Raw genomic sequence first — 21,012 nt, 5'->3', positions numbered from 1 at the left:
CCGTGTCACGGACGCGCGACTCGCTTGTCACCAACCCACGACTCACCCCGTCCCGGGGTCGACGAGGAGGATCCGGTCGTCGGAGTCGGAGGGGGCGCCACGGCCGTCGCGGTTGGAGGTCGTCACCCAGAGCATCCCGTCGGGCGCGGTGACCACGGTGCGGAGGCGGCCGTACTCGCCGACGAAGAAGTCGGTGGGGTTCGAGGCCCGGCCGCCGTCGACGTCCACCCGCCAGAGCCGTACGCCGCCCAGCGCTGCCATCCAGAGCGTGCCGTCGACGTAGGTGAGCCCCGACGGGGAGGCCTCGCCGGTCGACCAGACGACGCGGGGGTTGGTGAACGACTCCTCCTGGCTGCGCCCCTCGGCCTCGGGCCAGCCGTAGTTGGCGTCCGGCTCGATCAGGTTGAGCTCGTCGTAGGTGTTCTGGCCGAGCTCGCTGGCCCACAGCCGGTCGTCGTCGTCGAAGGCCAGGCCCTGGACGTTGCGGTGGCCCAGGCTCCAGACGGGGGAACCGGGGTCGGGGTTGCCGGGGGCGGGCTCGCCGTCGGGGGTGATCCGCAGGATCTTGCCGCCCAGCGAGTCGGGGTCCTGGGACAGCTCACCCACGCCGGTCTCGCCGGTGGAGACGTAGAGGAACCCGTCGGGACCGAACGCGAGCCGGCCGCCGTCGTGGATGCCGCCGAGGGGGATGCCGTCGAGGACGACCTCCCGCTCGCCGAGCACGTCGTCCTCGAGCGTCGCCCGCACGACCCGGTTGTCGGTGTCGGTCGAGACGTAGAGATAGATCGTGGAGTCGCGCCGGAAGGACGGAGAGACCGCCACGCCCAGCAGGCCCGCCTCGCCCTGCGGGGCGGCCTCGTCGACGGTGCCGGCCACGACGGGGTCGCCGCCGTCGGGGTCGACCACCAGCACCCGGGCGCTGTCGCGCTCGGTGACCACCGCCCTCCGGTCGGGGAGGAAGTCGAGCCCCCACGGCACGGCCAGCCCGCTGGCGACCGTCCCGACCACCTCGGGCGGGCGGCGCTCGTCCGGCTGGTCGGACTGCTGCGACGGGCTGGGTTCCGACGTCGTGGCGGTGACCGTCGCGGGCCCCGGGCCGGCGTCGGGGTCCTCGCCGCAGCCCGCGAGCAGCGCGAGGGGGAGCGCCAGGGCCACGAGCCGTCGCAGGGGCATCAGCCGACCCGCTCGAGGAACTCCAGCAGCAGCGCGTGGACCTCGGCGGGACGCTCCATCTGGACGAAGTGGGAGCCCCGAAGCTCGACGTAGGTCGCGTCGCGCATCCGCTCGGCGGCGGTGAACATGTCGCGCGACCCCGAGAGCACGTCCCAGCGGCCGGCGACGAAGAACGCCGGGACCGTGAGGCCGCTGAGGCTGACCCGCGCGTGGCGGGAGGTCGAGAGCGCGAGGTGGAAGTACCAGTCGATCGGCGTCGTGAGGAACTCCGCGACCGCTCGGGCAGCCAGGTCCGGGTCGGCCACGGGGAGCATGAAGCCGGTACGGCCGAGAGCGGCCACCGCGCGGCGGCCGACCGGGAGCCGCCGGGCGATCGGCGTGAGTGCGCAGCCGCCGTGCTTGAGCGCCCGGGAGGCGTTGACGGTGACGGTCCGCGCGACGGAGCGGGGGAGCCGGAACGGCGCGAGCATCGTCGCGAAGGTGTCGCCGGGAACGCCCGCGACGGCGAAGAGCCCCCGCACCCGTTCCGGGTGGGTGGCGGCGAGCTCGAACATGGTGTTGACGCCCATCGACCACCCCAGGAGCACGGCCGCGTCGACGTCGAAGTGGTCCATGACCGAGAGGGCGTCCTCGACGAACTCCTCGATCCGCACCCGCGACGGGTCGGTGGGCCGGTCGGAGCCGCCCACGCCGCGGTGGTTCCAGCTGACCACGCGGACGCCGCAGTCGGGGTCGAGGAGCGCCGGCCAGGCCCACGGGTTGGTGCCGAGGCCGTTGCAGAGCACGACCGTCGGCCCGTCGATGCTGCCGTCGGGGTCGTTGGTCCAGGCGCGCAGCCGGGTGCCGTCGTCGGACAGCACGTCGGTGAACGCGAGCCGGGCGTGGGTGGTCTCGCGGGCAGCGGGGGAGGCCATGGCGCCGATTGTGCCCGAGCGACCCCGGCGGAGAGGTCAGGCTGTGGGGGACGTCACCGGCCGACGGCGACCTGGTGGACCACGACCTCGTCGACGGTCGACGCCGTACGCCGGGCAGTCGCGGCGGCCACGTAGGCGGCCGCCTCCTCACGCTCGGCGCGGCGGCGGACGGCCTCGGTCGCGGCGACCATCGCGTTGCGCCGGGCGGCCTGCTGGGAGGCCCGGGCCCAGCGGTCGAGGTGGCGGAGGAGCAGCATGCGGCCATCCTGCCGCGTCAAGGCTTTCCGACACGTCAAGCGTGCGTGACGAGTGTGTGAACTTCCGCCCGTGCCTCGGACGCGCCTAGTCCGGCGCGGGCTCGCCGATGACCTGGCGCTGGCCCGACCGGGTGGCACCGACCGAGGCGACGACGACGCAGGCGACGGCCAGCCACTGGGTGAGGGTGAGCAGCTCGCCGAGCACGACGATCGCCGCCAGTGCGGCCGCGGCCGGCTCGAGGCTCATCAGGATCGAGAAGACGGCCGGGCGGATCGAGCGGAGCGCGACCATCTCGAAGGAGTAGGGGACGACGGAGCTGAGCAGACCGACCGCGGCGCCGAGGCCGATGATCCGTGGGTCGAGCAGCGCCTCGCCCGAGACCAGCAACGCTCCCGGGGTGAGCAGGAGGGTCGCCACGATGCTCGCCACGGCGAGCCCGTCGAGGCCGGGCCAGCGGGTGCCGGTCCGGGCGCTCAGCAGGATGTAGGCCGCCCAGGCCGCGCCGGCCAGGAGCGCGAACGCCACGCCGGCGAGGGTGACGTCGCCGGGCTGGAGGCCGAGGGCCAGCACGCCGGCGGCCGCCAGCCCCACCCAGAGCAGGTCGCGCGGCCGGCGGGAGCCGAGGACGGCGAGGGTGAGCGGCCCGACGAACTCGATGGTGACCGCGATGCCGAGCGGGATCCGGGCGAAGGACTGGTAGATCGCCCAGTTCATGACGCCGAGGGTGACGCCGAAGCCGATGACGACCAGCCAGTCCTCGCGGCTGCGACCGCGGAGGGCGGGACGCGCCAGGAGTCCGAGGACGACGGCGCTGGTGACCAGGCGGAGCCAGACCATGCCGGTCGGGGGGACCTCGCCGAACAGCGTCTTCGCGACCGCGGCGCCGAGCTGGACCGACGCGATCCCGCCGAGCACGAGCCAGACGGGGGACAGCCGGCTCAGCGTTCCTCCTCGCGCAGTCGGTCGAGCACGTGACGGGTGATCTCGGCCTCGCTGTCGAAGTGGGCCAGGCCCCAGTCGGCGACCAGCGAGGGGTGGTGGAAGGGCTCGCCCGGGGCGTCGGCCCCCTCCAGGGAGGAGCGTACGTCGGCGAGGTCGGCGCGCGCGGAGGCGACCTCCCCGGCGTACTCCTCCAGCATCCGCTCGAGGGTCGCGTGGTCGGCCAGGTGGCCGACCATCAGCCGCAGCGCGACGGGGTGCTTGAAGACGGGGAAGCCGGCGGGGGTCTCGCGCATCCACTCCTCCAGCGCGGCTCGCCCCGCGTCGGTCAGCGACCAGCGGGTGCCGCGCCCCCGGCTGTCGGACGGGCCGTCGGGCGCGACGAGGCCGGCGTCGTGGAGGCGGCGGAGCTCGGTGTAGACCTGCGACATCGCGGGGGAGACCCAGTAGAAGCGCAGCGTGAAGTCGGCGCGCTGCTTGAGCTCGTAGCCCGTCATCCCGACGGCGTCCTCGCCGTCGAAGGAGAGCAGGCCGAGCAGCGCCCAGGAGGTGATCGGCAGGTCTTGACTCATCGCTCCCCGAGACTACTGTTCCTAGTAGGAACAACGGGAGGGGTTCACCTGATGGCTGGCACCGTGCTGATGGTCGGCACCAAGAAGGGGATGTGGCTCGGACGGTCCGACGAGGGCCGTACCGACTGGGAGTGGAGCGGCCCGCACTTCGAGATGCAGGGCGTCTACTCCGTGATGGTCGACAAGCGGGGCGGCTCGACGCGGCTGCTCGCCGGCTCGGCCTCGAGCTGGTTCGGCCCGCAGGTCTACCGCTCCGACGACCTCGGCCAGACCTGGGACGAGACCGCCAACGGCGCGATCCGCTTCCCCGAGGACACCGGCGCCTCGCTGGCGTCGGTCTGGCAGCTCCAGCCCGGCTCGGCCGCCGGCGACGACGGCGTCGTCTGGGCCGGCACCGAGCCCGGCGCCGTCTTCCGCTCCACCGACCGCGGCGAGACCTTCGAGCTCGTGCGCGGCCTCTGGGACCACCCCCACCGCACCGAGTGGAACGAGGGCTTCGGCGGCCAGGCCTTCCACACGCTGCTGCCCCACCCCACCGACCCCGACCGGGTGCTGGCGGCGATCTCCACCGGCGGCTGCTACGCCTCCACCGACGGCGGTGAGACCTGGGCGCCCTCCAACACCGGCATCAAGGCCGAGTTCATGCCCGGCGAGCGCTCCTTCCCCGAGTTCGGCCAGTGCGTCCACAAGGTCGCGCGCGACGCCGCCGACCCCGAGCGGCTCTACCTCCAGAACCACGGCGGGGTCTACCGCTCCGACGACGGCGGCGCCTCGTGGAACGACATCGCGCCCGGGCTGCCGACCGAGTTCGGGTTCGCCATGGTCGCCCACCCCCACCGCGCCGACACGGCGTACTCCTTCCCGATCAGCGGCGCCGGCGCCCGCTGGCCGGTCGACGGCAAGGCGCGGGTCGCGCGTACGGCGGACGCCGGCGCCAGCTGGGAGCTCCTCGGCGACGGCAGCCTCCCGGACGCCTACTACGCCGCGGTCATGCGCGACGCGATGTGCGCCGACGACCACGCCACCGCCGGGCTCTACGTCGGTGGCCGCAACGGCTCGGTCTTCTGCTCGCCCGACGAGGGCGAGACGTGGAACGAGATCCACCGCGACCTGCCCGACGTCCTGGTCGTCCGCGCCGCCGCGGTCTGACGGGGTCGGAGGTCTCGACACTCTCCCTCGCCGGGGGCTCGGTCGGCTCGACCACCTCCCGGACCGCGCGGCTCGGTCGGCTCGACCACCTCCCCAGCCAGGTGGTCGAGCAGCGAGCGCCAGCGAGCGGTTGTCGAGACCTCCGGTCGCGCGGAGACTTCACCTTCCTGTCACCCGGCCGACGCCACGGTCGGCTGGTGTGGCGCCATGACCTCTCTCGGGACCGACCGCCGTACCCTGCTCCGCGGCTCCGCCGCCCTCACCGCGTTCCTGCCGGCCAGCGTGCTGGTCGACGCGCGCCCCTCGGCCGCAGCGACCCCGCTGCGCCGGGACCCGTTCACGATCGGGGTCGCCAGCGGCGACCCCGCCCCTGACGGCTTCGTGATCTGGACCCGGCTCGCGCCCGACCCGCTGGCCGAGGACGGCCGGGGTGGGATGCCGGCCAAGGACGTCCAGGTCGGCTGGCAGGTCGCGACCGACGAGGCGTTCACCGACGTCGTGCGGGCCGGCTCGTCGCGGGCCGTGCCGGCGTGGGGCCACTCGGTGCACGTCGAGGTGACCGGCCTCGAGCCGGGACGCGAGTACTTCTACCGCTTCCGCCAGGGCGGCTGGAGGTCGCCGGCGGGCCGCGCGCTCACGACGCCGGCGTACGGCGCCGCGGTGACGTCGCTCGCCATGGCGTTCGTGTCCTGCGCGAACTGGCAGGCCGGCTGGTTCACCGCCTACCGCCACCTCGCCGACGAGCGTCCCGACGTGATCCTCCACCTCGGCGACTACCAGTACGAGGGGCCCGGCAACAGCTTCGACCGTGCCCACGTGGGTGGTGAGACGGTCACCCTCGCCGACTACCGGCGCCGCCACGCGCAGTACCGCACCGACCCGGACCTCCAGGCGGCCCACGCGGCCGCGCCGTGGCTGGCGGTGTGGGACGACCACGAGGTCGACAACAACTACGCCGACGAGGTGAGTGAGAAGCCGGCGGAGCAGGCGGGCTTCCCGGCGCGGCGCGCAGCGGCCTACCGGGCCTACTACGAGAACATGCCGTTGCGACGTGCCTCCGTGCCGAGCGGGCCCGACCTCCAGCTCTACCGGCGCGTGCCGTGGGGGAGCCTGGCGACCTTCCACATGCTCGACACCCGGCAGTACCGCGACGACCAGGCCTGCGGCGACGGCTACAAGAACTGCCCCGACGCCGCCGCGCCGGGCCGCAGCCTGCCCGGCTGGCAGCAGGAGCAGTGGCTGCTCGACGGCTTCCGTGACTCGACCGCGACCTGGGACCTGCTCGGCCAGCAGGTCTTCTTCGGCCGCCGCGACAACAACCCCGACCCGGCCGCGACCGTGGTGTCGATGGACGCGTGGGACGGCTACGCCGCGTCGCGCGACCGGGTCGTCGGCGGCATGGTCGAGCACGGGGTGCGCAACCCGGTCGTCCTCACCGGGGACGTCCACGCCCACTGGGCCTCCGAAGTCTTCCGTGACCAGGACGACCCCGACTCGGGCATCGTCGCCTCGGAGTTCGTCACCTCCTCGATCACCAGCGGCGGCGACGGCTACGACCAGGCGGACGGGCAGCACCCGTGGGCGGCGTGGAACCCGAACCTGCGGTTCTGGACCAACCTGCGCGGCTACGTCTCGACCACCATCACCCCGTCGGAGATGACCGTCGACTACCGCTGCGTGAACTACGTGACCTCGACCGGAGCGCCCGTCTTCACCCGCGCGCAGTACGTCCTCGAGGACGGGGCGCGAGGGATGCAGCAGACGTCCTCCGACCCGCTTATGGCGGTGCGCCGCCAGGCCCCGTCCGACGCGCGGATCATCGCGGACACCCTCCGCGAGGAGACCGGCGACGAGCAGGGCTGAGCGGGTCTAGATTGTCGGCCATGGCCGACTTCTCGATGTCCCGTGCGACGACGGTCGACGCTCCGCCCGAGCGCGTCCATGCGCTCGTCGACGACTTCCACGAGTGGCAGCGGTGGTCGCCGTGGGAGGGGCTCGACCCCGAGCTGCGGCGTACGTTCACCGGGCCCGAGAAGGGGGTCGGCTCCCACTACGCCTGGGCCGGCAACAAGAAGGCGGGGGAGGGGACGATGGAGATCACCTCCTCGACCCCGACCCACGTCGAGGTCGACCTGCGGTTCCTCAAGCCGTTCAAGGCGACCAACGTGACCCGCTTCGACCTCGCGCCGCTCGACTCCGGCACCCGCGTGACCTGGACGATGACCGGCGAGCGCAGTGCGGTCATGTCCCTGATGGGGAAGCTGTTCTTCGACAAGGCCATCGGCGCCGACTTCGAGAAGGGGCTGGCCTCGCTCAAGGCCGAGGCCGAACGCACCGCCTGACGGCGAGACGCGGCGTACGCCGGGAGGGGCGGGGCATAGGCTCGGCCCCATGTCTGAGGTGCCCGACCTGAAGCCCCGTTCGCGCGACGTCACCGACGGCCTCGAGAGGGCCGCGGCGCGGGGGATGCTCCGGGCAGTAGGCATGGGTGACGACGACTGGGAGAAGCCCCAGATCGGCGTGGCGTCGTCGTGGAACGAGATCACTCCCTGCAACCTCTCGCTCGACCGGCTCGCGAAGGCGGTCAAGAACGGTGTGCACGCGGCCGGCGGCTACCCGCTCGAGTTCGGCACCATCTCGGTCTCCGACGGCATCTCGATGGGCCACGAGGGCATGCACTTCTCGCTCGTCAGCCGCGAGGTCATCGCCGACTCGGTCGAGACCGTGATGATGGCCGAGCGCCTCGACGGCTCGGTCCTGCTCGCCGGCTGCGACAAGTCGCTGCCCGGGATGATGATGGCCGCTGCGCGACTCGACCTCAGCTCGGTCTTCCTCTACGCCGGCTCGATCATGCCCGGCCAGGTCGACGGCGAGGACGTCACGATCATCGACGCCTTCGAGGCCGTCGGCGCCTGCCTCGCCGGCAAGATCACGCGCGAGGAGGTCGACCGCGTCGAGCGCGCGATCTGCCCGGGCGAGGGTGCCTGCGGCGGCATGTACACCGCCAACACGATGGCCGCGGTCGCCGAGGCGATCGGGATGTCGCTGCCCGGCAGCGCCGCCCCGCCGGCCGTCGACCGCCGCCGCGACGGGTTCGCCCACCGGTCGGGCGAGGCGGTGGTCAACCTGCTCCGCAAGGGCATCACGGCCCGCCAGATCATGACCCGCGAGGCGTTCGAGAACGCGATCACGGTCGTGATGGCGCTCGGCGGCTCGACCAACGCCGTCCTCCACCTGCTGGCGATGGCGCGGGAGGCCGAGGTCCCGCTGACGATCGACGACTTCAACCGGGTCGGCGACAAGGTGCCCCACCTCGGCGACCTCAAGCCTTTCGGCAAGTATGTGATGTACGACGTCGACAAGGTCGGCGGCATCCCCGTCGTCATGCGGGCGCTGTTGGAGGAGGGCCTCCTCCACGGCGACACGCTCACGGTGACCGGCAAGACGATGCGCGAGAACCTCGACGACATCGCGCCGCCGCCGCTCGACGGCGACGTGATCCGGAAGTTCACCGAGCCGATCCACGCCACCGGCGGACTGACGATCCTCAAGGGCTCGCTCGCCCCGGAGGGTGCGGTCGTGAAGTCGGCCGGCTTCGACGAGTCGGTCTTCGAGGGCACCGCCCGCGTCTTCGACGGTGAGCGCAAGGCCATGGACGCTCTGGCCGCCGGCCAGATCGGTGCCGGCGACGTCGTGGTGATCCGCTACGAGGGACCCAAGGGCGGTCCCGGCATGCGGGAGATGCTCGCCATCACCGGCGCGATCAAGGGCGCGGGGCTCGGCAAGGACGTGCTGCTGCTGACCGACGGCCGCTTCTCGGGCGGGACGACCGGCCTCTGCGTGGGCCACGTCGCCCCGGAGGCGGTCGACGGCGGACCGATCGCGTTCGTCCGCGACGGCGACCCGATCCGGCTCGACGTCGCCGGCCGTACCCTCGACGTCCTCGTCGACGAGGCCGAGCTCGAGGCCCGCAAGGAGGGCTGGGAGCCGCTGCCCCCGAAGTACACCCGCGGCGTCCTCGGCAAGTACGCCAAGGTCGTGCAGTCCGCCGCGCACGGCGCCGTCTGCGGCTGAGGAGGCGGTAGTCCGGTTGATTTGTGTCCTTCTCGGGCTCGGAACCGACACAGATCAACCGGACTACCTCACTCGTGCAGGTGGTCCTGCCAGTCGGCGGGCACGCGGCCGACGGGGCCGGGGACGGACTGGCCGACGGGGCGCGACGTGGGCGGAGCCAGCGTCGGGACGATGACGCCGACCGAGCGCTCGTAGTCCCACGCCCAGTCCTCGCCCGGCTCGAAGCTCTGCACCACCGCGTGGCCGGTGCCCTGGAAGTGGGCGGTGGCGTGCTGGCCGGGGGAGGTGTCGCAGCAGCCGACGTGGCCGCAGAGGGCGCAGCGCCGCAGGTGCACCCACCAGCCGCCCGCCTCCTCGCACTCGAAGCACCCCGTGCCGCTGGGAGGCACAGCCGGGTCGACCTGGTCTCTGGAGGTTGCCATGTGAGGCAGTGTGGCGCACCGGTGGTCGTCTGCCAGAGTGGCGCCCGTGACCGCCGCCGACCTCGACGCCGCTGACCCCCTCGCCCACCACCGCGACCGGTTCGTGGGGGCGGAGACCGACCTCGTCTACTTCGACGGCAACAGCCTCGGTCGGCCGCTGAAGGTCACCGCCGAGCGGCTCGCCGAGTTCGTCACCGGGACGTGGGGCGGGCGGCTGATCCGCGGCTGGGACGAGGGCTGGTTCGACCTCCCGCTCACGCTCGGCGACACCCTCGGGCGCGTGGCCCTCGGCGCCGGCCCCGGACAGGTCACCTTCGGCGACTCGACGACCGTGCTGCTCTACAAGGCGATGCGCGCGGCCGTCGCCGCGCGTCCCGGGCGCACCGAGATCGTGCTCGACCGCGACAACTTCCCGACCGACCGTTACGTCGCGGCCGGGGTCGCCGAGGAGTGCGGGCTGACCCTGCGCTGGATCGACGTCGACCCCGCCGAGGGCGTCCGGCCCGAGCAGGTCGCCACCGTGGTCGGCGAGCAGACCGCGCTGGTGGTGCTCAGCCACGTCGCCTACCGCTCCGCGTGGATCGCCGACGCCCCGACGATCACCGCTCTCGCCCACGACGCCGGGGCCCTCGTGCTGTGGGACCTCTCCCACTCGGCCGGCTCGGTCGTCGTCGAGCTCGACGCCTGGCAGGCCGACCTCGCGGTCGGCTGCAGCTACAAGTACCTCAACGGTGGGCCCGGCGCGCCGGCCTTCCTCTACGCCGCGCAGCGCCACCTCACGACCCTCACCCAGCCCGTCCAGGGGTGGATCGGCGGCGCCGACCCGTTCCTCATGGGCCCGACCTACACCCCGGCCGACGGGGTCCGCCGGTTCCAGTCCGGGACCCCGCCGGTGCTCGCGCTCGGCCCCGTCCGGGACATGCTCGAGCTGGTCGAGGAGGTCGGCATCGAGGCGGTGCGGGAGAAGTCGGTCGGCCTGACCGAGCACGCGGTCCAGCTCGCCGACGAGCTCCTCGCCCAGCTCGGCGTCGAGGTCGCCAGCCCTCGCGACCCCGCGCTCCGCGGAGGCCACGTCACCCTGCGGCACCCGTCGATGAAGGCCGTGACCGAGCGGCTCTGGCAGCGCGACGTCATCCCCGACTACCGCGACCCCGGCGGGCTGCGGATCGGCCTCTCGCCCCTCTCCACGTCGTACGCCGAGGTCGAGCGTGGTCTGGTCGCCGTGCGCGAGGTGCTGGCGCAGCTGGGCTGACCGGGCGCACCATGGAGCATGCGCGCCCCAGGGGTCGCGCTCGTCGCGACGGCCCTGCTCACGGTCGGCTGCACGGGGGAGGGAGGATCCCCGGCGGCCGGTCCGTCCCCGAGCGCGACGACGGGTGGGACCCCGACCGCGTCCGCCCCGCCGGCCGTGGAGCTGCCGGACCCGCTCTCGCTGCGTCGCGTCGACGGCACGGACATCGACGCCGAGCCTTTCGCCGACTTCGCTGTCGCCGCCGGTGACGGGATGTGGGTCTCCGGCGTCGACCCGGGGGCGGTCCGGTACGACGGCCGCACAGGTCGGGTCACCGCGCGCATCCGCCTGGACGGCGCCGTGGAGCAGGCGCTCGAGCAGAGCGGCGGGAGAGTCTGGCTGCCGACCTCCACGCCGGAGCTGGTCGAGGCCGACGCCACCACCGGGGAAGTGCTCTCACGCGTGCGGCTGCCGGGCCGGCCGATCGGCGAAGGCGGCCTGGGCGCGGTCGGCGACGTCGCCTACGTGCTGGTCGCGAGCCGCGGCCCCACGATCGTGGTCGTGTCCGACGGCCGGGTGAGCGACCGGATCCCGGCGCCCCGGTCGGCCGTCGCGGTCCGCGCCGGGTACGGCGCACTGTGGGTGCCGACGGGTCGGGACACCGTCGAGCGCTACGACCTCGCGACGGGTGAGTGGAGCACCATCGAGAGCGGACCGGGTCCGCGATTCCTCGACGTGGGCCTCGGCGCGGTGTGGGTGATGGACCAGGGCGACGGGTCGGTGACCCGCATCGACGCCCGGACCGGCGAGCCGGAGGTGCTCGCGGCCTACTCCTACCCGATCCGCGGGGGCGACCTGACCACCGGCGCGGGTGCGGTCTGGCTGCGCACCGACGACTCGGTGCTGCGACTCACGCGCAGCGGCGAGGTGACTCACGTGCTCGAGCTGCCTCCCGGTAGCGGCAGCGTCGCCGCGACGGGGGATGCGGTGCTGATCACGAACCACGACCACGTCGTCGTCCACCGGGTCCCGCTGCCGTTGCCGCGCTGAGGTGCGGCAGGCTGGTGACATGGAGCTCCGCTTCCCCGCGCCCCTCCGACCGGGCGACACGATCGGCGTCACCTCCCCCTCGGCCGGGGTCGAGGGAGCCGGAGCACGGCGGATCGAGTTCTGCGTGTCGTGGCTGCGGGAGCGCGGCTACGAGGTCGTGGTGGGCGACTGCATGGACGGCAGCGGCCACGTCAGCGCCCCGCGCGAGCAGCGCGCCGCCGAGCTCACCGCGATGCTCACCGACCCCGCGATCCGGGCGGTCGTCCCGCCGTGGGGCGGCGTCACCGCCATCGACCTGGTCGACCTCCTCGACCACGACGCGATCGCGGCGGCCGAGCCGACCTGGGTCGTGGGCTACTCCGACTCCTCGACGTGGATGCTGCCGCTCCTGCTGCGCAGCGGCCTCGCCACCATCCACGGCGACAACCTCGCGGACACGCCGTACGCCGTGCCGCCGGGCCTGGCGCACTGGCTCGACCTGGCCACGGCGACGGGTCCGGTGACCCAGCGCTCCTCCGGAGTGGTGTCGAGCTGGTGGCGGTTCGAGGAGGACACCGAGGCGACGACGTGGCAGCCGGCAGGGCACGGTCGGTGGTCGGTGGTCGGCGGCGGTGGCGTCGACCTGACCGGCCGCCTCGTCGGCGGGTGCGTCGAGACGCTCGGCCCGCTGGCCGGCACGCCCTACGGCGACGTGCGGGCCTTCGGCGAGGAGCACGGTCCGCTCCTGGTCTACGTCGAGGCGGCCGAGGACGACGCCCCCACGATCTGCCGGCACCTCCACGGGCTGCGGCTCGCCGGCTGGTTCGACCACGCCGTGGGGATCCTCGTCGGACGCACGAGCGCCGCTGACGTCGACGGCTTCACCCAGCGCGACGCCGTCGTGGACGCACTCGGGATGCTCGACCTGCCGATCGTCCTCGACCTCGAGATCGGCCACGTCCCGCCCCACCTGCCGCTGGTCAACGGCGCGACCGCGCGCGTCGTCGTCGACGGGCAGCACCAGGAGATCACCCAGGAGTGGTCGTGACCCGGACCAACGAGCACGGCCAGCCGATCGGCGACGCGCTCGACTGGACGGCCCGGGAGGAGCCGTCACCGGTCACCCTCACCGGTCGGCACGTGGTGGTCGAGCCGGTGGCCGAGCGCCACGCCGTCGACCTCCACGCCGCGCTGTGCGGACCCGACGACGCGTCGCTGTGGACCTACCGGCCCGACGACGCGCCCGGTGACGAGTCCGCGATGCGGGCGCGCTGCCGGCAGTGGGCGGCCCAGCCGGGCTGGTGGACGTTCGCGCTGGTCCCGCGCGGCTCCGGACGCGCTGCCGGGCTCGCGAGCCTGCTGCGGGTCGACGCGGCCCAGGGCAGTGCCGAGGTCGGCGCGATCCTGTTCGGTCGCTCGCTCCAGCGCACCCCGGCCGCGACCGAGTCGATCGTCCTGCTGGCGGCCCACCTCTTCGACGACCTCGGCTACCGCCGTCTCGAGTGGAAGCTGGACAGCCTCAACGCGCCGTCCGCGGCCGCCGCACGACGGCTCGGGTTCACCTACGAGGGGCGCTTCCGCAAGGCCGTCGTCTACCAGGGCCGCTCGCGCGACACCGACTGGTTCGCGATGACCGACGACGACTGGCGCGCGCTGCGCCCGGCGTACGACGCGTGGCTCGACCCGGCGAACCTCGACGACGACGGCCGTCAGCGCAGCCGGCTCTCCGACCTGACCGCCTCAGCGCTACCGCGACCCTGAGAGGCTGGGCGGGTGCGCCGCCGGACCCGTGACCCCCAGCGGCCGCCGATCCCCGGCGAGATCCTCGTCCTGGTCGCGTCGGCGTTCGTCATCGCGATCGGCTACGGCCTCGTCTCGCCCGTCCTCCCCGCCTACGCCCGCAGCTTCGACGTCGGCGTCGCGGCGGCCTCGATGGTGGTCTCCGCCTTCGCCTTCTTCCGACTCGTCTTCGCGCCCGCCGGCGGGTGGCTCGCGACCCGGCTGGGGGAGCGACCGGTCTACCTGACCGGCCTGCTGATCGTCGCCGCGTCGTCGCTGGCGACGGCGTTCGCGCAGTCCTACACCCAGCTCCTCGTCGTCCGCGGCCTCGGCGGCATCGGCTCGACCATGTTCACGGTCTCGGCGATGGCGCTGCTGGTCCGGCTCGCGCCGCCGGAGATCCGCGGCCGGGTGTCCTCGGCCTACGCCAGCGCCTTCCTCGTCGGCGGCATGCTCGGCCCGGTCCTCGGCGGCCTGCTCGCCGGCTTCGGCCTCCGCCTGCCCTTCATCGTGTACGCCGCCGCGCTGGTCGTCGCCGCGACGGTGGTCGGGCTGCGGCTGACCGGTGCCCGGCTGCGCCCCGCAGGGACCGGACCGGCGCAACCCCCGATGCGGTTCCGGGAGGCGCTCGGCGACCGGACCTACCGCGCCAGCCTGGCCTCGGCCTTCGCCAACGGCTGGTGCAACTTCGGGGTCCGGGTCGCCGTGCTGCCGCAGCTGGCCGTGGCCCTCCACGACGACACCTGGGTGGCCGGCGTCGCCCTCGCCCTCGCGGCGCTCGGCACGGCGCTCACCCTGCAGGTCGCCGGCCGGGTGTCCGACACGGTCGGTCGGCGCCCGCTCGTGCTCGGCGGGCTCGTCGTGACGGCGGTCGGCCTCGGCCTGCTGGGCCAGAGCGGCTCGCTGGCCGTGCTGCTGGTGCTGTCGGTCGTCTCGGGCGTCGGGGCGGGCCTGGTCAACCCCGGTCAGCAGGCCGCCGTGGCCGACGTCATCGGCAACCAGCGCAGCGGTGGCACGGTCCTCAGCGGCTTCCAGATGGCCCAGGACGCCGGTGCGATCCTCGGGCCCGTCCTCGTCGGGCTGGTCGCCGACGCCGCCGGCTTCGGGTGGGCCTTCGCGCTGACCGGGGCCGTGGCCCTCGTGGCCGCGCTCCCGTGGCTCACCGCCCCCGAGACGCTGCACCGACCCGTGGCAGGGTGAAGCGCATGGAACAGCGCGTCTCGTTCATCACCCTGGCCGTGGCCGACCTCGGCGCCACCCGGCGCTTCTACGTCGACGGACTGGGCTGGGAGCCCGAGCTCGAGGCCGACGACGTGATCATGTTCCGCGTGGCCGACAAGGTCGTCCTCTCGCTGTGGGCCGAGTCGGGCTTCGAGCAGGAGGTCGGCCCGGTCCGGCGGGGGAGCGGCCTCGTCCCGATCACGCTCGCCCACAACCTTGCGACCCCGGACGAGGTGGACGCGGTCCTCGCCGACGCCCGGGCGGCCGGTGCCACCGAGGTGTCGGCCGGCGAGCAGCGCGAGTGGGGCGGCTACACCGGCTACTTCGCCGACCCCGACGGCTTCCGCTGGGAGGTCGCCTTCAACCCCGGCCCGATCGGCCGGACCGTCCTCTGACCATCCATTTGCTGGGATTCGCGTCCCATCATCTGGGACGGTTGGCAGGGTGGGCTGACGGCCCGACGAGCCGGGGCGTACTGTGACGGCATGCACGAGCTGCTTCTTGTACGCACCGGACGCGCCGACTGACCAGTCCATGAGCTGACCAGCCGCCGCGTCCACCCCTCGTTGCCTCCGCAACCGAGGGGTTTTTTTGTGGGGCTCCACCCCGGGGCGAGGCGGGACCAGACCGACACGAAGGACACACCACCCGATGAGCGAGATGACAGGCGCCCAGAGCCTGATCAGGTCTCTGGAAGCGGCCGGGACCGAGACGATCTTCGGCATCCCCGGCGGCGCCATCCTCCCGGCGTACGACCCGCTGATGGACAGCTCGATCCGCCACATCCTGGTCCGCCACGAGCAGGGAGCCGGCCACGCCGCCCAGGGCTACGCCGCCGCGACCGGTCGGGTCGGGGTCTGCATGGCCACCAGCGGGCCCGGCGCGACCAACCTGGTGACGCCGCTCGCCGACGCCCACATGGACTCGGTGCCGATGGTGGCCGTGACCGGGCAGGTCGCCGCCAACGCGATCGGCACCGACGCCTTCCAGGAAGCCGACATCCGCGGCATCACGATGCCGGTGACCAAGCACAACTTCCTGGTCACCGACCCCGCCGACATCCCGCGCACCGTGGCCGAGGCCTTCCACATCGCGAGCACCGGCCGCCCCGGCCCGGTCCTCGTCGACGTCGCCAAGTCCGCCCTCCAGGCGACCACCACCTTCGCGTGGCCCTCCGAGCTGCTGCTCCCGGGCTACCGGCCCGTGACCCGGCCCCACTCCAAGCAGATCCGCGAGGCGACACGGCTGCTGCTCGAGGCCCGGCGTCCGGTCCTCTACGTCGGCGGCGGCGTCATCCGCGCCGGTGCGAGCGCCGAGCTCGCGCGGCTCGCCGAGCTGACCGGCATCCCGGTCGTCACCACCCTCATGGCCCGCGGTGCCTTCCCCGACAGCCACCCGCAGCACCTCGGCATGCCCGGCATGCACGGCACCGTCGCCGCGGTCGCGGCGCTCCAGAAGAGCGACCTGATCGTCAGCCTCGGTGCCCGGTTCGACGACCGCGTGACCGGAAACCTCGACACGTTCGCCCCCGGCGCCCTCGTCGTCCACGCCGACATCGACCCCGCCGAGATCGGCAAGAACCGCCACGCCGACGTCCCGATCGTGGGCGACGCGAAGGAGGTCATCTCCGACCTCCTCGTCGCGCTGCAGACCGAGTCCGACGCCGGTCACACCGGCGACTACGAGGCGTGGGTCGAGTTCCTCGCCGGGGTGAAGAGGAAGTACGCCCTCGGCTACGACCAGCCCGCCGACGGGTCGCTCGCCCCGCAGTACGTCATCGAGCGACTCGGGGCGATCGCCGGCCCGGACGCGGTCTATGCCGCGGGTGTCGGACAGCACCAGATGTGGGCCGCCCAGTTCATCGGCTACGAGAAGCCGAACACCTGGATCAACTCGGGCGGGCTCGGCACCATGGGCTACGCCGTGCCGGCGGCCATGGGCGCCAAGGCCGGCCTGCCCGACACCACGGTGTGGGCGGTCGACGGCGACGGTTGCTTCCAGATGACCAACCAGGAGCTCGCGACCTGCGCGATCAACGACATCCCGATCAAGGTCGCGGTGATCAACAACGAGTCGCTCGGGATGGTGCGCCAGTGGCAGACGCTGTTCTACAGCGAGCGCTACTCCAACACCGACCTGCACAGCAAGCGGATCCCCGACTTCGTCAAGCTCGCCGAGGCCTACGGCTGCGTCGGGCTCGCGTGCGAGACACCGGGCGACGTCGACGCGACGATCCAGAAGGCGATGGAGATCGACGACGTCCCGGTCGTGGTCGACTTCCGCGTCCACCGCGACGCCATGGTGTGGCCGATGGTCGCCGCGGGTGCGAGCAACGACGACATCAAGTACGCCCGCGACCTGGCCCCCGACTTCGACGAGGACGACGTCTGAGATGACCACGCACACCCTGTCCGTCCTGGTGGAGAACAAGCCCGGCGTCCTGGCCCGGATCGCCGGCCTGTTCAGCCGCCGCGGCTTCAACATCCACTCCCTCGCGGTCGGGCCGACGGAGCACCCCGAGGTCTCGCGGATGACGATCGTGGTCAACGTCGAGGAGTCCCCGCTCGAGCAGGTCACGAAGCAGCTCAACAAGCTGGTCGAGGTGATCAAGGTCGTCGAGCTCGACACCGCCGCCTCGGTCAACCGCGAGCTGCTGCTGGTCAAGCTCCGGGCCGACGCCACGACCCGCGGACAGGTGCTCGACGCCGTCCAGCTCTTCAAGGCCCGCGTCGTCGACGTCGCCCCCGACTCGGTGACCGTCGAGATCATCGGCAACACCGACAAGCTGGCCGACTTCCTCAAGGTCGTGGAGCCCTTCGGGATCCGCGAGCTCGTCCAGTCCGGGATGGTCGCGATCGGTCGCGGCTCCCGGTCCATCTCCGAGCGCAGCCTGCGCCCGGTCCCGATCCCCGCCCCGCCGGCCGCTGCTCCGCAGCGCGCCGGGGCGTGACACCCAACAGAACCCGAAGAAGGAGAGCCACCAGTGGCTGAGATGTTCTACGACGACGACGCCGACCTCGCCCTGATCCAGGGCAAGAACGTCGCCGTGATCGGCTACGGCAGCCAGGGCCACGCCCACGCCCTCTCGCTGCGCGACTCCGGTGTCGACGTCCGCGTCGGCCTCCAGGAGGGCAGCCGGTCGCGCGCCAAGGCGGAGGCCGAGGGGCTGCGGGTGGTGACCCCGGCCGAGGCCGTCGAGGAGGCCGACCTCGTCGTGATCCTCGCGCCCGACCAGGTCCAGCGGAACCTCTACCGCGACGAGATCGAGCCCCACCTCGCCCCCGGCGACACCCTGGTCTTCGGTCACGGCTTCAACATCCGCTTCGGCTTCATCGAGCCGCCCGAGGGCGTCGACGTCTTCATGGTCGCCCCCAAGGGTCCCGGTCACCTCGTGCGTCGTGAGTACGTCGACGGTCGCGGCGTGCCCGTGCTCGTCGCCGTCGAGAAGGACGAGTCGGGCAAGGCCTGGGACGTCGCGCTGTCCTACGCGAAGGCGATCGGCGGCCTGCGCGCCGGCGGCATCAAGACCACCTTCGCCGAGGAGACCGAGACCGACCTCTTCGGTGAGCAGGCCGTCCTCTGCGGCGGCGCCTCCCAGCTGGTGATGTACGGCTTCGAGACCCTCATCGAGGCCGGCTACCAGCCCGAGGTGGCCTACTTCGAGTGCCTCCACGAGCTCAAGCTGATCGTCGACCTGATGTATGAAGGCGGCATCGCCAAGCAGCGCTGGTCCGTCTCCGACACCGCCGAGTACGGCGACTACGTCTCCGGCCCGCGGGTCATCACGCCCGACGTGAAGGCCAACATGCAGACGATCCTCGCCGAGATCAAGGACGGCACCTTCGCCAACCGCTTCATCGCCGACCAGGACAACGGCGGCACGGAGTTCGCCGAGCTCCGCGCGAAGGGCGAGCAGCACCCGATCGAGAAGACCGGCCGCGAGCTCCGCAAGCTCATGGCGTGGGTGAAGTCCCACGACTCCGACTACGTCGAGGGCACCGCCACCCGCTGACACTTCGCACCGATAGTCCCTAACGAAACCGTCGAGGACGCCGTCCGTTCGGAACGGTTTCGTTGGGGACTATCCGATTTCCGAGAGGTTCCACCATGGCGCGCTACACCCACGGGCACGCGGAGAGCGTGCTGCGCTCCCACCGGCGGCGTACGGCGGAGGACTCGTGCGGCTACCTGCTGCCCCACCTGCGCCCCGGCGACCGGCTGCTCGACGTCGGGTCCGGACCGGGCACCATCACCGCCGACCTCGCGGGGCTGGTGGGGGAGGTGGTCGCCCTCGAGGCGACCGAGGAGGCGGCCGCGCTGACCGCGGCCGAGCTCGACCGGCGGGGCGTCACCAACGCGACCACGGTCGTCGGCGACGTCCACGCGCTCGACCTCCAGGACGACGGGTTCGACGTCGTCCACGCCCACCAGGTCCTCCAGCACGTCGCCGACCCGGTCGGCGCGCTGCGGGAGATGGCCCGGGTCTCGCGACGGGTGGTCGCCGCCCGCGACAGCGACTACCAGTCCTTCGCCTGGCACCCCGACCTGCCCGTCCTCGACCGCTGGCTCGCGCTCTACGACGCCGCGGCCCGTGCCAACGGCGGTGAGCCCCAGGCCGGCCGCCGGTTGCTGGCGTGGGCGCACGCCGCAGGGCTCGACGACGTCACCCCGTCGTCGTCGACGTGGTGCTTCGCGACGCCGGGGGACCGGGAGTGGTGGGGTGGCATGTGGGCCGACCGGATCCTGACCTCGGCCCTGTCCGACCAGCTGCTGGACCAGCGGATGGCGACCGCTGCGGAGCTGGAGCAGATCGCCGACGGGTGGCGGGCGTGGGCCGCCGACCCGGACGGCTGGATCTCGCTCCACCACGGAGAGGTGCTGGCCCGGGTCGACCGGTGACCGGTCGACCCGGGCCCTGCGGCACGGACCCCCACCCGTGCCGCGTGGCGCGCCCTCCCCCCGGTGGGCGCGGCCGGCCCGGGAGATCCCTCGGCCCGGGCGGCTCGTGGGTCAGGAGCGGTCCGGGACGCGGGCTGATACCTCCCGCCGCGAGAAATCACTAGAGTGACCGGCGGGGCGGCGGCACACCGGGTGCCGTCGGGGAGGTATCAGGGCTGTGGGCTGCTGCCTCCTCCCCGCATGACCGTGGTACTCGAGGACCGCATGGCCGTTCATGAGCCTGCTGCAGCGCCGCCGACGACGGGGGCGCCTTCGTCGCGCGCGACGTGGGACCAGGCGGCTGCGCTGTGCCGCCGCTGGCTCGACGGCGACGACGTTGCGCTCGACGGCCTCGTGCGGCTGATGACCCCCGTGCTCTGGCACGTCGGACGGGCCTGCTCGCTGTCGGAGCAGGAGGCGGAGGACGTCGTCCAGACCACCTGGGCGGCCTTCGTCCGCTCCGGTGACCGGCTGCGCGACCCGCAGGCCGTCGGGGGTTGGCTCACGACGACGGCCCGTCGCGAGGCGTGGCGGGTCTCGCGGGCCGGTGGCCGGGCGTCACTGACCGAGGACGACGTCCTCGACCGGGTGGCCCCGCCGCAGGCGTCCGCGGAGAGCGAGGCCGTGGCGCACGACGAGGACGACCGGCTCTGGGGAGCCGTGCGGGCCCTCGACCAGCGCTGCCAGACCCTGCTGCGCATCGTCGCCTTCGCCGACCGACCCGACTACGCCGGCATCGCCGCCGACCTCGGGATGCCGGTCGGCAGCATCGGCCCGACCCGGATGCGGTGCCTGCGCAAGCTGCGCGCACTGCTGGACGAGAGGAGCGAGCGATGAGCGCCGACGTCCCCGAGCGCGACCCCCTGCTCGACGAGCTGGCGGCCGCCTTCGAGCTCCACGACCCCGCGCCCGACGGGCTCGCGGAGCGGGCCCTGCAGTCCGTCCACGCCGCCCTCGAGGCCGACGACCTCGACCTGGAGCTCGAGCTGCTCGTCCTCCTCGACCGCAGCACCGAGCTGGCCGGCACCCGCGCCGGCGCGGGCCCGGTGACCCTGCAGTTCGCGGCCGACGAGCTCCAGCTCCTGCTCCGCGTGACCCCGGTCGATGCCGGCCGCTGCCGCGTCGACGCCTGGCTGACGCCCGAGGAGGGCTGGTCGGTCACCGCGGTGCAGGGCCGGCGGCACACGCCCGCCGTCGTCGCCGCTCCCGGCCGCTTCGAGTTCCCCGACCTCGCCCGCGGGGCCACCCGGCTGGTGGTCACGGCCACGGGGACCGATGTACGACTCCTGGGCACCAGCCCGTTCGACCTCTGA

Annotated in this window: 22 protein-coding genes; 16 read left to right on the top strand and 6 right to left on the bottom strand. The window is 73.1% G+C overall.

Going from position 1 to position 21,012, the window contains the following annotated elements:
• Positions 1-42 precede the first annotated feature (42 nt).
• The 5 genes from ABD091_RS03070 to ABD091_RS03050 form a co-directional block, all read right to left on the bottom strand.
• Complete coding sequence (locus ABD091_RS03070; RefSeq protein WP_343915673.1) at positions 43-1,173, bottom strand: PQQ-dependent sugar dehydrogenase; 1,131 nt, start codon at positions 1,171-1,173, stop codon at positions 43-45.
• Positions 1,173-2,087 carry an alpha/beta fold hydrolase gene (locus tag ABD091_RS03065; protein ID WP_343915672.1) on the bottom strand — a complete coding sequence of 305 codons (915 nt, stop codon included), beginning with the start codon at positions 2,085-2,087 and terminating at the stop codon, positions 1,173-1,175. Before ABD091_RS03065 ends, ABD091_RS03070 begins: the two co-directional genes overlap by 1 nt.
• Before the next feature lie 53 nt (positions 2,088-2,140).
• Positions 2,141-2,344, bottom strand: coding sequence for a hypothetical protein (locus tag ABD091_RS03060; protein ID WP_343915671.1), 204 nt, complete (start codon positions 2,342-2,344; stop codon positions 2,141-2,143).
• Positions 2,345-2,429: 85 nt separating this feature from the next.
• Positions 2,430-3,260, bottom strand: coding sequence for an EamA family transporter (locus tag ABD091_RS03055; protein WP_343915670.1), 831 nt, complete (start codon positions 3,258-3,260; stop codon positions 2,430-2,432).
• Positions 3,261-3,283: 23 nt separating this feature from the next.
• Positions 3,284-3,856: a PadR family transcriptional regulator gene (locus ABD091_RS03050; RefSeq protein ID WP_343915669.1), complete on the bottom strand. Its 573-nt coding sequence runs from the start codon at positions 3,854-3,856 to the stop codon at positions 3,284-3,286.
• A gap of 51 nt (positions 3,857-3,907) precedes the next feature.
• On the opposite strand from ABD091_RS03050, the gene ABD091_RS03045 reads away from it, so the two are divergent.
• The 4 genes from ABD091_RS03045 (at position 3,908) to ilvD (ending at position 9,079) form a co-directional block, all read left to right on the top strand.
• Positions 3,908-5,005 (top strand): WD40/YVTN/BNR-like repeat-containing protein, encoded by a 1,098-nt coding sequence (locus ABD091_RS03045; protein ID WP_343915668.1) that lies wholly within the window; start codon positions 3,908-3,910, stop codon positions 5,003-5,005.
• A gap of 207 nt (positions 5,006-5,212) precedes the next feature.
• Positions 5,213-6,868, top strand: a complete 1,656-nt coding sequence (locus ABD091_RS03040; protein ID WP_343915667.1) for an alkaline phosphatase D family protein — start codon at positions 5,213-5,215, stop codon at positions 6,866-6,868.
• Positions 6,869-6,888: 20 nt separating this feature from the next.
• On the top strand, positions 6,889-7,347 hold the full coding sequence (locus ABD091_RS03035) for an SRPBCC family protein (RefSeq protein ID WP_343915666.1): 459 nt from the start codon (positions 6,889-6,891) through the stop codon (positions 7,345-7,347).
• A 49-nt stretch (positions 7,348-7,396) separates the two neighbouring features.
• Positions 7,397-9,079: a dihydroxy-acid dehydratase gene (ilvD, locus tag ABD091_RS03030; RefSeq protein WP_343915665.1), complete on the top strand. Its 1,683-nt coding sequence runs from the start codon at positions 7,397-7,399 to the stop codon at positions 9,077-9,079.
• A 68-nt stretch (positions 9,080-9,147) separates the two neighbouring features.
• On the opposite strand, the gene ABD091_RS03025 is transcribed toward ilvD, so the two are convergent.
• Positions 9,148-9,501, bottom strand: coding sequence for a UBP-type zinc finger domain-containing protein (locus ABD091_RS03025; RefSeq protein ID WP_343915663.1), 354 nt, complete (start codon positions 9,499-9,501; stop codon positions 9,148-9,150).
• 46 nt (positions 9,502-9,547) lie between these two features.
• On the opposite strand from ABD091_RS03025, the gene ABD091_RS03020 reads away from it, so the two are divergent.
• From ABD091_RS03020 to ABD091_RS02965, 12 genes are all read left to right on the top strand, one after another.
• The gene (locus ABD091_RS03020; RefSeq protein WP_343915662.1) at positions 9,548-10,753 is read left to right on the top strand and encodes a kynureninase; all 1,206 of its coding nucleotides are present in this window, start codon (positions 9,548-9,550) and stop codon (positions 10,751-10,753) included.
• Between the two features lie 18 nt (positions 10,754-10,771).
• Positions 10,772-11,782, top strand: a complete 1,011-nt coding sequence (locus ABD091_RS03015; RefSeq protein WP_343915661.1) for an outer membrane protein assembly factor BamB family protein — start codon at positions 10,772-10,774, stop codon at positions 11,780-11,782.
• 19 nt (positions 11,783-11,801) lie between these two features.
• A complete protein-coding gene (locus ABD091_RS03010) occupies positions 11,802-12,809 on the top strand; it encodes a S66 family peptidase (RefSeq protein WP_343915659.1) in 1,008 nt (335 codons plus the stop codon).
• Positions 12,806-13,522 carry a GNAT family N-acetyltransferase gene (locus tag ABD091_RS03005; RefSeq protein WP_343915658.1) on the top strand — a complete coding sequence of 239 codons (717 nt, stop codon included), beginning with the start codon at positions 12,806-12,808 and terminating at the stop codon, positions 13,520-13,522. The genes ABD091_RS03010 and ABD091_RS03005 overlap by 4 nt, the downstream gene beginning before the upstream one ends.
• 12 nt (positions 13,523-13,534) lie before the next feature.
• Positions 13,535-14,740 carry an MFS transporter gene (locus ABD091_RS03000; RefSeq protein ID WP_343915657.1) on the top strand — a complete coding sequence of 402 codons (1,206 nt, stop codon included), beginning with the start codon at positions 13,535-13,537 and terminating at the stop codon, positions 14,738-14,740.
• Between the two features lie 5 nt (positions 14,741-14,745).
• Entirely contained in the window at positions 14,746-15,156 is a 411-nt protein-coding gene (locus ABD091_RS02995) for a VOC family protein (protein ID WP_343915655.1), read from the top strand.
• Positions 15,157-15,412: 256 nt separating this feature from the next.
• Entirely contained in the window at positions 15,413-17,152 is a 1,740-nt protein-coding gene (locus ABD091_RS02990) for an acetolactate synthase large subunit (RefSeq protein ID WP_379189029.1), read from the top strand.
• Between the two features lies 1 nt (position 17,153).
• Entirely contained in the window at positions 17,154-17,711 is a 558-nt protein-coding gene (gene ilvN / locus ABD091_RS02985) for an acetolactate synthase small subunit (RefSeq protein WP_343915653.1), read from the top strand.
• A gap of 33 nt (positions 17,712-17,744) precedes the next feature.
• Positions 17,745-18,773 carry a ketol-acid reductoisomerase gene (gene ilvC, locus ABD091_RS02980; protein WP_343915652.1) on the top strand — a complete coding sequence of 343 codons (1,029 nt, stop codon included), beginning with the start codon at positions 17,745-17,747 and terminating at the stop codon, positions 18,771-18,773.
• Positions 18,774-18,868: 95 nt separating this feature from the next.
• Positions 18,869-19,660, top strand: a complete 792-nt coding sequence (locus ABD091_RS02975) for a methyltransferase domain-containing protein (RefSeq protein ID WP_343915651.1) — start codon at positions 18,869-18,871, stop codon at positions 19,658-19,660.
• Positions 19,661-19,900: 240 nt separating this feature from the next.
• Positions 19,901-20,536 (top strand): RNA polymerase sigma factor, encoded by a 636-nt coding sequence (locus tag ABD091_RS02970; RefSeq protein WP_343915649.1) that lies wholly within the window; start codon positions 19,901-19,903, stop codon positions 20,534-20,536.
• Entirely contained in the window at positions 20,533-21,012 is a 480-nt protein-coding gene (locus tag ABD091_RS02965) for a hypothetical protein (protein WP_343915648.1), read from the top strand. Before ABD091_RS02970 ends, ABD091_RS02965 begins: the two co-directional genes overlap by 4 nt.

Source organism: Nocardioides aestuarii (assembly GCF_039527245.1).
Lineage (GTDB): Bacteria > Actinomycetota > Actinomycetes > Propionibacteriales > Nocardioidaceae > Nocardioides > Nocardioides aestuarii.
This window is presented reverse-complemented; position numbering and strand designations above follow the sequence as displayed.

Coding starts and splice junctions, on each gene's coding strand:
- ABD091_RS03070 (WP_343915673.1), bottom strand. CDS start 1,173: ATGCCCCTGCGACGGCTCGTGGCCCTGGCGCTCCCCCTCGCGCTGCTC.
- ABD091_RS03065 (WP_343915672.1), bottom strand. CDS start 2,087: ATGGCCTCCCCCGCTGCCCGCGAGACCACCCACGCCCGGCTCGCGTTC.
- ABD091_RS03060 (WP_343915671.1), bottom strand. CDS start 2,344: ATGCTGCTCCTCCGCCACCTCGACCGCTGGGCCCGGGCCTCCCAGCAG.
- ABD091_RS03050 (WP_343915669.1), bottom strand. CDS start 3,856: ATGAGTCAAGACCTGCCGATCACCTCCTGGGCGCTGCTCGGCCTGCTC.
- ABD091_RS03045 (WP_343915668.1), top strand. CDS start 3,908: ATGGCTGGCACCGTGCTGATGGTCGGCACCAAGAAGGGGATGTGGCTC.
- ABD091_RS03040 (WP_343915667.1), top strand. CDS start 5,213: ATGACCTCTCTCGGGACCGACCGCCGTACCCTGCTCCGCGGCTCCGCC.
- ABD091_RS03035 (WP_343915666.1), top strand. CDS start 6,889: ATGGCCGACTTCTCGATGTCCCGTGCGACGACGGTCGACGCTCCGCCC.
- ilvD (WP_343915665.1), top strand. CDS start 7,397: ATGTCTGAGGTGCCCGACCTGAAGCCCCGTTCGCGCGACGTCACCGAC.
- ABD091_RS03025 (WP_343915663.1), bottom strand. CDS start 9,501: ATGGCAACCTCCAGAGACCAGGTCGACCCGGCTGTGCCTCCCAGCGGC.
- ABD091_RS03015 (WP_343915661.1), top strand. CDS start 10,772: ATGCGCGCCCCAGGGGTCGCGCTCGTCGCGACGGCCCTGCTCACGGTC.
- ABD091_RS03010 (WP_343915659.1), top strand. CDS start 11,802: ATGGAGCTCCGCTTCCCCGCGCCCCTCCGACCGGGCGACACGATCGGC.
- ABD091_RS02995 (WP_343915655.1), top strand. CDS start 14,746: ATGGAACAGCGCGTCTCGTTCATCACCCTGGCCGTGGCCGACCTCGGC.
- ABD091_RS02990 (WP_379189029.1), top strand. CDS start 15,413: ATGAGCGAGATGACAGGCGCCCAGAGCCTGATCAGGTCTCTGGAAGCG.
- ilvN (WP_343915653.1), top strand. CDS start 17,154: ATGACCACGCACACCCTGTCCGTCCTGGTGGAGAACAAGCCCGGCGTC.
- ABD091_RS02975 (WP_343915651.1), top strand. CDS start 18,869: ATGGCGCGCTACACCCACGGGCACGCGGAGAGCGTGCTGCGCTCCCAC.
- ABD091_RS02970 (WP_343915649.1), top strand. CDS start 19,901: ATGACCGTGGTACTCGAGGACCGCATGGCCGTTCATGAGCCTGCTGCA.
- ABD091_RS02965 (WP_343915648.1), top strand. CDS start 20,533: ATGAGCGCCGACGTCCCCGAGCGCGACCCCCTGCTCGACGAGCTGGCG.